The sequence below is a fragment of the Rivularia sp. UHCC 0363 genome, assembly GCF_034931125.1.
In the GTDB taxonomy this organism is placed as follows: Bacteria; Cyanobacteriota; Cyanobacteriia; order Cyanobacteriales; family Nostocaceae; genus Rivularia.
Genome location: NZ_JAYGHM010000009.1, coordinates 123171 through 136631 on the forward strand (window position 1 = coordinate 123171; position 13461 = coordinate 136631).

13 protein-coding genes and 1 pseudogene are annotated in these 13461 nt (G+C 37.5%); 10 read left to right on the top strand and 4 right to left on the bottom strand.

Annotation, left to right across the window (positions count from 1 at the left end; translation table 11 throughout):
* Positions 1 to 41: 41 nt before the first annotated feature.
* The gene (locus VB797_RS07780; protein WP_323237099.1) at positions 42 to 1220 is read right to left on the bottom strand and encodes a patatin-like phospholipase family protein; all 1179 of its coding nucleotides are present in this window, start codon (positions 1218 to 1220) and stop codon (positions 42 to 44) included.
* Positions 1221 to 1759: 539 nt separating this feature from the next.
* On the opposite strand from VB797_RS07780, the gene VB797_RS07785 reads away from it, so the two are divergent.
* Positions 1760 to 2836, top strand: coding sequence for an alpha/beta hydrolase family protein (locus VB797_RS07785; RefSeq protein ID WP_323237100.1), 1077 nt, complete (start codon positions 1760 to 1762; stop codon positions 2834 to 2836).
* Positions 2837 to 2909: 73 nt separating this feature from the next.
* Here VB797_RS07785 and VB797_RS07790 read toward each other — a convergent pair whose 3' ends face one another.
* Positions 2910 to 3890, bottom strand: a complete 981-nt coding sequence (locus tag VB797_RS07790; protein ID WP_323237102.1) for a DUF6263 family protein — start codon at positions 3888 to 3890, stop codon at positions 2910 to 2912.
* 399 nt (positions 3891 to 4289) lie between these two features.
* Here VB797_RS07790 and rbsK point away from each other — a divergent pair, with 399 nt between their 5' ends.
* The 3 genes from rbsK to VB797_RS07805 all read left to right on the top strand — a co-directional run bounded on the left by rbsK (position 4290) and on the right by VB797_RS07805 (position 7467).
* Positions 4290 to 5210, top strand: coding sequence for a ribokinase (rbsK, locus tag VB797_RS07795; protein ID WP_323237104.1), 921 nt, complete (start codon positions 4290 to 4292; stop codon positions 5208 to 5210).
* Between the two features lie 183 nt (positions 5211 to 5393).
* Positions 5394 to 6662 carry a cytosine deaminase gene (gene codA, locus VB797_RS07800; protein WP_323237106.1) on the top strand — a complete coding sequence of 423 codons (1269 nt, stop codon included), beginning with the start codon at positions 5394 to 5396 and terminating at the stop codon, positions 6660 to 6662.
* 217 nt (positions 6663 to 6879) lie between these two features.
* The gene (locus VB797_RS07805; protein WP_323237107.1) at positions 6880 to 7467 is read left to right on the top strand and encodes a hypothetical protein; all 588 of its coding nucleotides are present in this window, start codon (positions 6880 to 6882) and stop codon (positions 7465 to 7467) included.
* Between the two features lie 334 nt (positions 7468 to 7801).
* On the opposite strand, the gene hpxZ is transcribed toward VB797_RS07805, so the two are convergent.
* Positions 7802 to 8200, bottom strand: coding sequence for an oxalurate catabolism protein HpxZ (gene hpxZ / locus VB797_RS07810; protein ID WP_323237108.1), 399 nt, complete (start codon positions 8198 to 8200; stop codon positions 7802 to 7804).
* A gap of 140 nt (positions 8201 to 8340) precedes the next feature.
* On the opposite strand from hpxZ, the pseudogene VB797_RS07815 reads away from it, so the two are divergent.
* From VB797_RS07815 to VB797_RS07830, 4 genes and pseudogenes are all read left to right on the top strand, one after another.
* A pseudogene (locus VB797_RS07815) lies at positions 8341 to 8797 on the top strand (nucleoside hydrolase); the annotation flags it as partial.
* Between the two features lie 183 nt (positions 8798 to 8980).
* A complete protein-coding gene (locus tag VB797_RS07820) occupies positions 8981 to 9301 on the top strand; it encodes a DUF433 domain-containing protein (protein WP_323237109.1) in 321 nt (106 codons plus the stop codon).
* Positions 9291 to 9578: a DUF5615 family PIN-like protein gene (locus tag VB797_RS07825; protein WP_323237110.1), complete on the top strand. Its 288-nt coding sequence runs from the start codon at positions 9291 to 9293 to the stop codon at positions 9576 to 9578. Before VB797_RS07820 ends, VB797_RS07825 begins: the two co-directional genes overlap by 11 nt.
* A 289-nt stretch (positions 9579 to 9867) precedes the next feature.
* Positions 9868 to 10494, top strand: coding sequence for a hypothetical protein (locus VB797_RS07830; RefSeq protein WP_323237111.1), 627 nt, complete (start codon positions 9868 to 9870; stop codon positions 10492 to 10494).
* 30 nt (positions 10495 to 10524) lie between these two features.
* Here the strand turns inward: VB797_RS07830 and VB797_RS07835 are convergent, their stop codons facing one another.
* Positions 10525 to 11073 carry an NUDIX hydrolase gene (locus tag VB797_RS07835; protein ID WP_323237112.1) on the bottom strand — a complete coding sequence of 183 codons (549 nt, stop codon included), beginning with the start codon at positions 11071 to 11073 and terminating at the stop codon, positions 10525 to 10527.
* A gap of 231 nt (positions 11074 to 11304) precedes the next feature.
* On the opposite strand from VB797_RS07835, the gene VB797_RS07840 reads away from it, so the two are divergent.
* A complete protein-coding gene (locus tag VB797_RS07840) occupies positions 11305 to 12384 on the top strand; it encodes a dipeptide epimerase (protein WP_323237113.1) in 1080 nt (359 codons plus the stop codon).
* Positions 12341 to 13381, top strand: a complete 1041-nt coding sequence (locus VB797_RS07845) for a DUF1611 domain-containing protein (protein WP_323237114.1) — start codon at positions 12341 to 12343, stop codon at positions 13379 to 13381. The genes VB797_RS07840 and VB797_RS07845 overlap by 44 nt, the downstream gene beginning before the upstream one ends.
* The last annotated feature ends 80 nt before the right edge of the window (positions 13382 to 13461 follow it).

Here is a 13461-nt window from a genome sequence, read left to right on the forward strand (position 1 = left end):
CTGCAGGACAAATCCAAAATAAAATCATCCGTTGTCAAAATCTAAAATCGTAAAAACCTTTCCACTCCAGCTTTAACTTCTGGTAAATTCATATAAGCGTCTGCTGCTTCCAGTAAATTACTAATATTTTCTTCGCTAGCGTCATCTAAATCATCGCTTAAACGTTTACCTGTTAAAGACTTATCAAGATTGAATTGCAAACGTAAAAGCCGCTCGTGAACTATGTGCTTGCTGATGTATTCGTAAATATCGGATGAAGCATCAAATAATACACCAACAATTGGTTGGGCCCATTGGATTAAACCCCAACTTTGTGCTTTTTCAAAAGGAATGATTCGGGTTCTATCTCCAGTTCCGATGGAAAGTACTGCGATTTCTTCACTGGAAAAACCAAAGCGTAATGCTTCTGCAATACCACAACTAGAAGGGTTATTTGCTGCTACTCCACCATCAATTGCCGAGTAGATAGTTTTGATTGAATAAGCAGATGTTTTATCGGGAATTCGATCCCAAGCAGGATTTACTGTAGCTTTTCTAACAGAACCAATATAATTTTTAATAATCCGAGTTTGTCCGCTACCTTTACCATCAGTAATTCTAATTTCGGCATTTAGATATACATCATCAACTGTCGATTCATTCTCACTTAATATAATCGTATTTATACTTGCATCTTTAACATTTCCGTTGACTCTTTTCTCTAATTTATGTGCTGGGAAATATGTAGGAGCGGATGCGGAAGCAACACATACTTCCCACAAAGGAACGTTTCCATAAGCTTTATCTGGTCTCCAACTTTTAAAAATAATTGGATTGCGTTCAATAGTGTCATAAGATACGATTAATAACCTTGGTGAACTACCAAGATCGAATAATCTTGTTTCTCCGAAAACACCTTGTAAAACTTTAGTTAAACCTTGATCGGAATACTTAGGAGCGGGTATACCGTACCTGAATAATAAAGGAATTCGCTGTAAAGAAAAAAGACTTTGATAAGGAAAAATAACTGAGCTTTTATTTTGGAAAAAATCGACAATTTCTTCACTGCTGCGTCCCGTTGCGATCGCGGCTGCTAAAATAGAGCCTGTGGAAGTTCCAACAATTAAGTCAAAGTACTTATTTAACGGTTGATCGATTTGTTTTTCAATTTTCGCGAGCATTTTAGCCGCAACGATTCCCCGAATTCCTCCACCATCTAGACTTAATATCCGAAAAGGCACAATAAAAATGCTCCCTGTATGATGATTATGATTTATCAATCAACTGATATATAGACATTTGCTATCAGATATTATTAACAATATTGCCATTTATTGCAATTATAGAATATACAAAATGTGTCAGGAATAATAGTAAATATTGAGTCACGGTTTTATTTTATAAATTTTTTGAGCGATAATTTGATAATTTACTTTGATTAAATATAAAATGTTTAATTTTTATGAATTTGTATTACAGGTATCTAAACTAAATAAAAACATTTAATAATTAAGAGTTTTTCTCATTAAAAAGAGATTTTTAAGTGATATATAAGTTTTAAATAATTAGATAAAAATAATTTAATTTTAACTAATGAAATTAGATTTTTTTTATCCGGTATTATAAACTTAAATAAAACAGTTAAAGACTACATAAAACTATTTAGAAAATAAATTTTACAACTAATTTGCATAAAAAAGACTTACATAGACTCAAAGATTAATGGAGCGCGATCGGCTATAATGCCCGATATAAATACTTACAGAAGGACTAATTTGTAGTGACTAAGCTTACGTTATCAATAGCATCTGCGAGTGCAGCATTGATTTTTTCAGGTACGCTACAAACAGCTAAAGCTGCAAACTTCAATCCTGCACCTATTTATCAAGATGTTGGAAGGTACAGCATAACTATCTCTGGAAATAATGACTTAGCTGATATTTATTTTCCCAAACCAAGAGATTTAAACACTGGTGACTATTCCTTTCCCATTGCTTTGTTATTGCAAGGTGCCAATGTAGATAAATCAAGTTATTCAGAATATGCCAGTATTGTGGCTCGTTATGGTTTTGTAGTAGTAGTACCTAATAGAGAGCGAGCAATTCCACAAATTGGTGGAACTGGACTTTTTGCTGAAACTTCTCAAATAAATGATGTTTTAGCGCAGATAAAAACGGAAAATTCCAATCAGAATTCACCTGTAAAAGGTATTGTTAATACAGATAAATTAGCATTGTTAGGTCATTCCTTCGGGGGTGCTGTTGGACTATCTGCAATTGCGAACACTTGTATCCCACTTATATGTGAAGGTTCCTTTGAGCAACCAGACGAATTAGTTGCAGGAATCTTTTTTGGTGCAAACCTCCGCAATCAAGCCACAGACGAATTTATCCCCATCAATAATTCTGGAATTCCTACCGCACTATTACAAGGAACCCGTGAAGGTATAGCACTTCCTTTCCGAGCCGAAAGAACCTACGATAATATTCAAAATCCACCCAAAGCTTTAATTAGCATTTCTGGTGCAAATCACTACGGTATTACTAATACTAATAACCCCGACGGTCCATTTCCAGATCCTAATGTTCCGACTATCGCTCAAGATGTGGCTGTAGAAACAGTTGCGCGTTGGAGCGGATTATTTTTACGCGCTAGCGTACTTGATGATAAAGAAGCTTTTAATTATGTATATTTTACTGGTGATGCGCTAGATAAAAATGTAACAGTTACCAGCCAAGTAAAATCAGTTCCCGAAGCATCTTCTATATGGGGTTTAGCAGTGTTTGGGATTGGGTTTGTTGTATGGAAGAAAAGCAATAAAAAATATGAAATGAAAAATCACGATAAATTGATCTAAAATTTAGCAAAAAAAATTAAAGAAGACGTAGCATTGCTACGTCTCTACATTATTGATTCGTTTTTACAATAATTTATTGACCCTGAACATTCATATCCATGATTAACTTAGATATCAGGGGAGTTTCTTGCAAAGTATTGACGTTTTTACCAATATATTGACTGTCAGCAAGTAAGGAAAGTTGAGAACTTACCGGCATAACTTTATCAAGCTGTATCGTCGCTTTTCCTTTTGCATTACCTTTAAATGATTGTAGAGTTAAAATACCGTCTAAAGGCAATCCAGGATAGTCAATTTCTTGAATTGATTTTTCTTGCTGCTGTAAATTAACATTCAAAGTAGCAACATTACCCTTGAGATTGACCAACTCATAAGTAGTAGTTTGTTTGAGACTAATGCCGTTAATATCTGTTTCAGAATTAACTTGCCATTTAGCACCGATTCCTACAGCAGCTTCTGGGACTGGTGAAGATAATTGTTGTAACGAATTAGATAATTGTTCGACAAGAAACTTCATGTTTACATCTACTTTTTGTGGAATTGCGTACTTAACGCTTTTAGCTATTCCTTGATTATCAATTACCACAGAACCTTTAAAGTTTTCCAACTGTTCTATCTGCTTACTAATAACTTCAATTAATTCCGGACGGGTTTGAGCATCACCTTGAATTTTGACATCACTATAAGCAATATCATAGTGAATATCTCCACTTGGTTCTACTTTAGTAACTGTTGAATCTAACCTAACAATATAAGCTGGTAACTTTGCCCTAGGCATATTATGTTCACCGATGGACATTAAAGTTTCTTTGTTTAAGGTCACATTTACTGTTTGTTTGGCACCAACTTTTGATGTAAAGCGTAATTTTTCTTTGTTACCAGTTCCCGTACTAATAACTTTTAATTGAGGTAGTTTGTTAGTAGTGGGTTTAGTAGCTTGCTTTTGGGTTGAAATAACTATAGAAGACGTTTGAGCATTTACACTATTTATTTGCTCCAATCCCCATCCTGAAACTACAAGGAAAATTGAACTAGCTAAAAATAATCTTTTCATGAGCATAATAGATAGTGACAACTCAAAATATTAAGTATACAGATCAGAATTAACAATTTTAGCTTGATTTACGGCAAAATAATCATAAAAATGAGATTGATAAACCGAAAAAATCCCAGCAGCTAAATCTCGTTTAATTGACAATAAGCAGTATTTAAAAGTTCCCAATTATAGGAATCCGGTTTAATTCCTATAACTATTCGTAAGTTAAGGGAACAGGAAATAAATAGGTAAACATAATTAGATATAAGATAAAACCTCACCCTCAATCCTTGGTAAGGAGAGGGAAGCCGAATAATCCACTTATCTTAGGGAACAGAAAAAAGCATTTAGCGGTATACTGAGTTTTTCAAATTTTAATTTTAATCTAAAATCTAAAATCTAAAATCCAAAATCCCTATGAGTATTATCGTCTTCGGTAGCATCAATATAGATTTGGTCGCAACAGCACATCGTTTACCGATCGCAGGTGAAACATTATTAGGACACGATTTTTTTCAAGCACCCGGTGGTAAAGGTGCTAATCAAGCCGTTGCACTGACCAAATTAGGCATTTCTACGGAAATTGTCGGGCGTGTTGGGACCCACTTTAGGAAGGAACTTATCGACTACTTGCAAACCGCTGGTGTCAAAAATAACGTATTTCTTGATGAGACAGTCAGTTCCGGTGTGGCAATTATTACTGTAGATGATGCGGGGGAAAACCAAATTGTTGTCATCCCCGGCGCAAATGGGCGCGTCGGTCAAGAAGATGTCGAAAGGCTGTCGCAGTTATTACCGAGAAAACAAGCACTTTTATTACAATTAGAAATTCCCATTCCTGCGGTAGTTGCAGCAGCTTTAGCAGCACAAAAAGCCGGAGTAAAAGTAATTCTCGACCCCGCACCAGCACAAGCATTACCAGAAGAACTTTATCCATTAGTAGATATTCTGACACCCAATGAAGTAGAAGCAGCGCAACTAGTAGGATTTGCAGTAAATAGCGAAGATTCCGCCAAGAAAGCAGCCGAAGTTTTATTACACAAAGGGGTGAAATGCGCGATCGTTAAACTCGGCGCAAAAGGCGTTTATTGTGCAACCCCCACAGAAAGCTTTTTTACACCGGCATTTTCAGTAAAAACCGTTGATACCACAGCCGCAGGAGACGCTTTCAACGGCGGTTTAGCAGCAGCCCTTACCGAGGGACTTTCCTTGCGTCAAGCTGTAACCTGGGGTGCAGCTGCGGGTGCTTTAGCAGCAACTAAATCTGGAGCGCAACCTTCGTTACCGGATCGGGATACCTTTGATAAATTCTTGCAAGAGAGAGTGGGAGAAAGTTAGGAGTTAGGAGTGAGGAGTTTAGAATTAACTGGTTCCTAGCCTCTGGCTGGGAACCCCTGTAAATGAGGCTCTGCCTCAAGTATATTAAGAGGCAGAGCCTCTTGAAATGTATTCCCAGGCAGAGCCTGGGAACAAGAATCTGTTGTTAAAATCTAAAATCTAAAATCTAAAATCCAAAATTAAATGACTTACGATTTAGTTCTACGTCGGGGAAGATTAATTACATTTGATACGGAAAGCGAATCTGTAGATATTGGCTTTAAAGATGGTTTAATTACTGCTATTTCTGCCGATTTAAAAGAATCTGCCGATCAAGAACTCGATTTAAACGAAAAATTAGTTTCACCCCCGTTTGTTGAATCGCACATTCATTTAGATTCGGTGTTAACCGCAGGACAACCCCGTTGGAATGAGAGTGGTACGCTATTTGAAGGAATTAAAATTTGGGGCGATCGCAAACGTGAAATTTCCCTCGAAGATGTAAAAAATCGCGCTTTGACAATGTTGAAGCAACAAGCGGCTCAAGGTATATTATTTGTCAGAACCCACGCAGATGTGAGCGAACCGCAGTTAATTGCGCTACAGGCTTTATTAGAATTGCGGGATGAAGTGAAACACTGGATGACGGTGCAGGTAGTTGCATTTCCCCAGGATGGGATTTACTCGGACTCACAAAACGAGATTTTGCTGGAAAAAGCTTTAGAAATGGGTGCGGATGCGGTGGGAGGGATTCCCCATTATGAATTGACACGAGAAGATGGAGTGCGATCGGTAAAGCGAGTATTTGAATTAGCCGCAAAATATAATCGTTTAATTGATATTCATTGTGACGAAATAGATGATGAACAATCGCGGTTTTTAGAAGTTGTTGCTGCTGAGGCTATTCATACACAGATTGGTAATCGAGTTACAGCCAGTCATACCACGGCTTTTGGTTCTTATAATAATGCTTATGCCTATAAACTAATGGGTTTTCTGCAACGCGCTCAAATTAATTTTATTGCCAATCCTTTGATTAATATTACCTTACAAGGACGTGCTGATTCTTACCCGAAACGCCGAGGAGTTACCCGCGTTAAAGAACTATGGCAACATGGTTTAAACGTCAGTTTCGGTCACGATTGCGTCCAAGACCCCTGGTATAGTTTGGGTACCGGAAGTATGTTAGATGTGGCTCATATGGGAGTACATATTTGTCATATGACCGGACGTGAAGAAGTTAACGCTTGTTATCAAATGGTGACGCAAAATGCAGCTAAAACATTACATATAGAAGATAAATACGGTATTGCGATCGGTAAACCTGCATCTTTAATTGTGTTAAATGAACGCGATGCTTACGACGCTATTCGTATTCGTAATCAACCCCGCTACGTTGTATCCCAAGGAAAAATTGTCGCTTCTACAATACCAGCAACGACCAGTTTTTCATCAACTGGGAATTGTATTTAATAATTTTGCACGTCATAAAAATCTAAAAGTTTAGAAAATATAGAGATATTACGTTGTAACATTTACTTTCATCTATGGTTTATATAGATTTTTGCAGCGCAATTGGCATTATTTTAATGAAATAATGAATACTACTTTAAATTTTTAAACTTGGTAATTTCGTAATGTTTGAACGACTTTAACCCGCTTTTTCTCAAAATATAAATAGAAAAAGAAAATGAAATTATCAAAATTGGTAGTATTAGTCTTAGTATTGATTCCAGGAAGTATCTTAGCTGCATCCTGCCTTGAGAACACACCTCCAGCTAATAACATCGATTTAAAGGCTGCAAATAACTGTATTACCCAAAAAGATGTTACCAATGCTCAAGAAACGTGGGCTAATGCGATCGTTGCTATTGGCAAAGCATACAAAAATGGAGAGGACTATAAAGCTTTAGCAGCAGATACTGTTGATCAACTATACGGTTATGATGAAGGCAAGGTTTTATTTAAACCGACAAAAGCTTCAGAAGGACAGTTTCGTTTAACAGAAAAAGATGCCATATCTTACTTTGTCAAAGGTGTTGTTTCCGAAGATAAAGGATTTGCCCTTCAACCTTGGAGTAAAGTCAGATTTGAAAATGCAGGAATCAGCCTTGATTGTACTGATGCCGTAACTATGGGAAACTACTATTTCACCGATGCGAAAACTGGCAAAGAAACGAAAGTAGAATATACTTTTGGTTATCGCAAAAACATGGATGGAAAGTTACTTATCGATTTGCACCACTCTTCTGTGCCGTACAATCCCACTGAACAATAATTTATAGGCAGGACTTACGCAATTGTCACAAGACTGAGGGAACGGTGCGTGACACATAAACCTTATTATTGCGTTAGAAATCAAGCGAAGTGTCACAGCACCCTACGACCAAAATATGCCAGTTGCGGCCATTCCTAATAGGAACTAAGGATTAGTTAATAGGTTGAGTTAGACACGACTTGCAATTTGAAAAAGGTAACAAGAAATCGATATTAATTAATTAGAGCAACACAACCTAAGTAGATAGACGTAATTAAATATAAGATAAGACCTCACCTTATTAAGGAGAAGGAAGCCGGACTAAGGATGAGGTTTTATATTTAATTTGACCCACTTACTCCCTACTTTCTTTTAAAAAAGAAACATGAGCAGAAACAACTTTCCAACCTTGTGGAAAACGATACCACATTTGGCTTTGTCTACCTCGACGTTCTACATTATTTATTAATCGGCGAAATTCAAGGGTGACTGCTGCACTATCTTCACCAAAAGTAACCACTTTCAGATTAAGTATTTCCCGTTCTAATTTAAAAGCTGGACGAGAATTGCGAAAAGCCCGAATATCTTCCGCACCATACAGATTTTCATTTAATCCAAACCGCACAACATCTGCTGAATCCCAGAAAAAATTATCCAACACCGCAGTATCATTACTACATAAAGCGGTTTCATACTTCATATATAATTCCGTTAACTCAGCAACTAAAGCTGGTTCATTAATTACATTATTCATATTTTTCTTAATAATTTATAGTTCAAATTTACTCTAAATATGATACAACTCAAAACATCCTCAAAGACTTAACTTATACATAGCCCCCAATGTATCGGGGGTTAGCGGATCTAAATGTCTAACCGACTCGTATTAATGGATCGGTACCGGGAAACGTCGAGAAAAACTGGGAACCTGGACAAGATGGTTCCGCAGAATGGAACGCTTATTGAGACCCAATTTCGGTAGCGCGAGCGTGGGATACTCAAATTGAAATAATTATGTGTCCTTTGGATGGATATTACTAATAACGTCCCTGTGATATCAGAAATTTTCCAAAAAATGGGTAAACAAAGAAACTATCCCATATCCGATTTAGCAGAAGAATGTTATGCCTTAGTAATTCCCCAAGATTATTATTTTTGGGATGTATTAGCAACAGCTTATTTAGCACGTCCAGAATTTTTTCAAATCAAAGAAATAGAAACAGAAGTTATTACTAATGGTAAAAGTCAAGGTTCAACAAAAATTGTATCGGCAGGACGAAAAGTTTCTGTAATGGATACAGTAGATAAAGAAGCTTTTTATCACTATATTTTGCAACAGTGGAAGAGGTAGATAAGTTAGGAATTATATAATTTTGGATTTGGGATTTTGGATTGTCAAAGAGTTATACAACTAAATTAATAGTTTGGCTCTCATAAGTAGTGAGAGCGTCTCGCTCCCTATCTATCTCCTATTTATGTATAATAAATGGAATGTCAAAGAAGATTTCAATTTACAAGTTTTTGAAATACTACTATGGTTAAAACGCCTCTAATTACCGAGCATATTGAAATAACACCAGACGTATGTGGTGGAAAACCTCGTATAGCAGGTCATAGAATTCGGGTGCAAGATATTGTAATTTGTCACGATCGCAAGAGAATGTCTCCTGATGAAATTATTTATCATTATCCAAACATTACATTATCAGATGTTTATGCGGCGCTTGCATATTATCACGATAATTTAGATGAAATCAGACAGCATATTGAAGAAGAAGAAGCTTATGTTCGTGAAGTGAAATCGCAAACTTCCTCTGTTTTACAAGCAAAATTAAACGCTACAAATGAAAGTTAAAATTCGCTTTCATATTGATGAAAGTGTAAGTAATGCAGTTGCCGAAGGCTTGCGTCGCCGTGGAATCGAGGTTACTACTACATTAGAAAAGGGATTAATGTCTGCCCCAGATCAAGCACAGTTAAATTTTGCTTTAACCGAAAATAGAGTAATTGTAACTCATGACGATGATTTTATTAAGTTACATAGTAAGGGAATTCCTCATGCCGGAATTGTCTACTGTCATCAAAATCAACGTTCAATTGGTGAAATTATTAGCTATCTCCTCTTGATTTGAGAAGTGCTTGATTCTGAAGAAATGAAAAACAAAATTGAGTTTGTATGAAAAATTAAAAGCAAATAAAAAATCTTCAAAAATCAACGCTCTTATTTTTGTCATCCTTCATTATGTATAATTCATGAGTCGTCGACGCATCCTACAGCCAGAGCTAAGCTAAGTAGGTTGGTGCAGATAAACATAACTATACTTTGTCATTGCGTGTGCGTAAGCGCAGATTCACAAAGTGTTCCCTCTTAGGGAAGGAGGCACGACGAAGCAATCGCAAGGGTTTCGGATTATTTACATTTTGTTATATAGTTGTAAATTTCCCCGCCCACCTACTTATACATTTAGTCAGTATTTCGAGTTACCTTATGCACCAGCAGATATTTTATTGGAATTAGGATGTACTTATGTACATTCTCAATTAAAATTACCTGAGTATCAAGGAAAACTTGACTATATTGATTTTTTAAGCCGTTATTTACCCCGCAATCTCAATTACGTTAACCCAACTAGCGAAGCAGCACGTCGGGAAGTATTGATTGCACCTACGCTTTTAGAAATTTGTGCTGAAACCAAATCTGAATTAAATATTGAGTATCCAGTTAATATTAATAACTTTTTGAAAGGTAGCTTCGATTATTTTATTGCTTCACCTAATGCTTTAATAGTAATAGAAGCAAAATCAGATTTAAGTAGAGAATTTACCCAATTAGCTCTAGAGTTAATTGCTTTAGACCAATGGATCGATTCTCCAGTTACAATATTATATGGTGCTGTTACCACTGGGGAAGATTGGCGATTTGGAATGTTCTATCGACAAGAAAAGAAAGTAGTGCAAGATATCAAACTGTATCGGGTTCCAGAGGAATTAGAATCTTTATTACGGGTGTTAATCGGTATTCTAATTACACCAATCAAGGGAAATTAAATAAAACTCCTAACTCCTAACTCATATTCCCTATTTAACCAAATTCAAACCCAAAAACAAAGCCGCAACAGTTCCAGCAACAGAAATTTCACCTTTAATTATTTTATCCAAAATCGCATCAATAGGAATCAATATAACTTCGATCTCTTCTGTAATATCTAACTTGATTCTTCCCGTTTTAACTACATTTTCAGCTAGATATAAATGTAATTGATTTGTATCTTTACTTGGTTTATCGTAGAGCGTTGCTATCTTCTTTATTTGTGATGCAATATAACCAGTTTCTTCTTCAAGCTCCCTTACTGCTGCAACTTCACCGCTTTCTATTTCCGGGTTAAAACCACCTGCGGGAAGTTCAATAAAAAAATCGCCGATTGCGTGTCTATATTGCTTGACAAAAACAACTTCTCTATCGCTAGTAATTGGTAAAATTATCGCGACATCCGGTTTCAGATAAACAAAGTAATCATCAACTACCTGTCCGTTAGGTAACTCTATTTCATCTTGCCTGACTTTACACCAAGGATGGTTTAACGCCATTTGCGATTGTAAAATCTTCCATTTATTTAAGTTAGTCATTTACAAGTTAAAGGTATAATCGAACAACTAATTGTTTGACAAACATAATCAAAAATAAACACCAGCACAATATCTTTTCCTCTGCGAAACTTTGCGCTAAACCTCCGCGTACCTTTGCGTTTAAAAATATTATTTATTATCCAAACTGCATTCATCATAAACTATGGGAATTAGGTATTTTATCCAATTCTCCATGTCCCATGCTCAATCCGCAATTCCCAATTCCCAATTATGCAAATCCATATAGAAACATTTACTGTAAACAAACGCTTCCCTTTAACAATTAGTCGCGGTACTACAGCAAAAACAACCAACGTCTGGGTAAAAATATCCGAAGATGATATCGAAGGTTGGGGAGAAGCATCACCTTTTAACGTCGGTAACTATCCGCAATCTACCGATATTATTTATCAATCTATATTGCAAATTGCCCCCAATTTACAAGCTCTGCATCCGTCGCAACGTCAGCAGATTGAACTCATGTTAAATAAAGCACAGATTCCTTCTGCTGCCAAGGCGGCTCTGGACACCGCTCTGCATGACTGGATGGGGAAACGTGCGGGGCTTCCCCTGTGGCAAATGTGGGGACTCGATCCAAGTGCGATCGCGCCGGTTTCTGTGACTATCGGCATTAATTCACCCGCAGGTGCTAAAGCTAGGGTCAAAGATTGGCTGCAATTTATGGATGTCAAAATGCTCAAAGTTAAATTAGGCAACCCCGATGGTATTGATGCCGATCGCAAAATGCTGTCCGCTGTACGGGAGGAAGCACCAACACCCGATTTATATGTAGATGCAAATGGCGGTTGGAGCTTGGAGGATGCCCGCAATATGTGTTTTATACTTGCCGATATGGGTGTAAAGTATGTAGAACAGCCTTTACCACGGGGACAAGAACAAACTTTGGTGAAATTAAAAAAGTCGTCTCCTTTGCCCATTTTTGTTGATGAAAGCTGCTTTACTAGTATCGATATTCCTTATTTAATTGAATGCGCTGATGGTGTTAATATCAAGTTGATGAAATCCGGGGGTTTAACCGAAGCAATGCGGATGATACATACAGCTAGAGCCTGCAATCTACAGGTAATGTTCGGCTGTTATTCCGATAGCGCGATCGCAAATACTGCCCTTGCACAGCTTGCTCCATTAGCCGATTATTTAGACTTGGATAGTCACCTGAATTTAATTGATGACCCTTTTACGGGTGCATTGATTGAAGAGGGTAAAATTTTACCAAATAACTTACCAGGATTGGGAGTACAACTAAGTGCGTCTGCCGCTCGATCAGAAAATTGCCGTTCTAATACATGAGGGAATTCGCGGAACTCATGGAAAAACAGGGTTATCTTTACTACGCTACAGCGATGCGCCGATTGTTGTCGCGATCGATCGTGATTGTCCCGGACAGTCAATACCTGAGTTAACAGGGATCAAACGTGACGTACCGATTGTTGCCTCCGTTAAAGACTCGCTTCAGTTTCAGCCGCAGGTCTTGGTAATCGGTATTGCTCCCAAAGGTGGTAGTTTACCAGACGATTATTGGCGTGAAATTAAAGATGCATTAGTAGGGGGAATGTCAATTGTCAACGGTTTGCATACTCCTTTAGCTACCAGTCCGGAATTAAGGACTTTACTCAAACCCGGACAATCAATTTGGGATGTTCGCAAAGAGCCATCTAACATCAGTGTTTGTACTCTTGCGGCAAGAAACCTTCCCTGTAGACGAGTATTGACAGTCGGAACCGATATGGCCGTTGGAAAAATGTCTACAAGTTTAGAATTACATCGTTCGTCGCGGTTACGGGGTATGCGTACCAAGTTCCTCGCTACCGGACAAACGGGTTTAATGTTGGAAGGTGATGGTGTACCTTTGGATGCGGTACGTGTAGATTTTGCTGCGGGTGCAGTGGAGCAAGTGGTGATGCGTTACGGCAAAAACTACGATATTTTACACGTTGAAGGACAAGGTTCCTTACTGCATCCTAATTCTACAGCCACATTGCCTTTAATACGCGGTTCCCAACCGACTCAGATGATTTTAGTCCATCGTCTTGGACAGAATGAGGTCATAGAAGGAGTGAGAATTCCCCCCTTAGCTGAAGTAGTTAAATTATACGAAATCGTTGCCAGCGGTGCGGGAGCTTTTGCCGCAGTACCCGTAGTTGGTATTTCCCTGAATACCAATAACTTTGATGAAGCTACTGCAAAAAGTGCGATCGCGCAAGTCGAAACAGAAACCGGATTACCCTGTACCGACGTAATTCGGTTTGGTGGGGACAAATTATTAGATGCGGTGATGAGAAATTAAGCATTGGACATGGGAACAGGTTAAAGGTTAAAGGTCAAAGGTCAAAGGTAATATAGTTAAATTCTTAACTCCCAACTCCC

Bases quoted from the DNA above. Each gene is read 5' to 3' on its own strand.
- VB797_RS07790 (WP_323237102.1), bottom strand. From the start codon at position 3,890: ATGAAAAGATTATTTTTAGCTAGTTCAATTTTCCTTGTAGTTTCAGGA.
- rbsK (WP_323237104.1), top strand. From the start codon at position 4,290: ATGAGTATTATCGTCTTCGGTAGCATCAATATAGATTTGGTCGCAACA.
- codA (WP_323237106.1), top strand. From the start codon at position 5,394: ATGACTTACGATTTAGTTCTACGTCGGGGAAGATTAATTACATTTGAT.
- VB797_RS07805 (WP_323237107.1), top strand. From the start codon at position 6,880: ATGAAATTATCAAAATTGGTAGTATTAGTCTTAGTATTGATTCCAGGA.
- hpxZ (WP_323237108.1), bottom strand. From the start codon at position 8,200: ATGAATAATGTAATTAATGAACCAGCTTTAGTTGCTGAGTTAACGGAA.
- VB797_RS07820 (WP_323237109.1), top strand. From the start codon at position 8,981: ATGGTTAAAACGCCTCTAATTACCGAGCATATTGAAATAACACCAGAC.
- VB797_RS07825 (WP_323237110.1), top strand. From the start codon at position 9,291: ATGAAAGTTAAAATTCGCTTTCATATTGATGAAAGTGTAAGTAATGCA.
- VB797_RS07835 (WP_323237112.1), bottom strand. From the start codon at position 11,073: ATGACTAACTTAAATAAATGGAAGATTTTACAATCGCAAATGGCGTTA.
- VB797_RS07840 (WP_323237113.1), top strand. From the start codon at position 11,305: ATGCAAATCCATATAGAAACATTTACTGTAAACAAACGCTTCCCTTTA.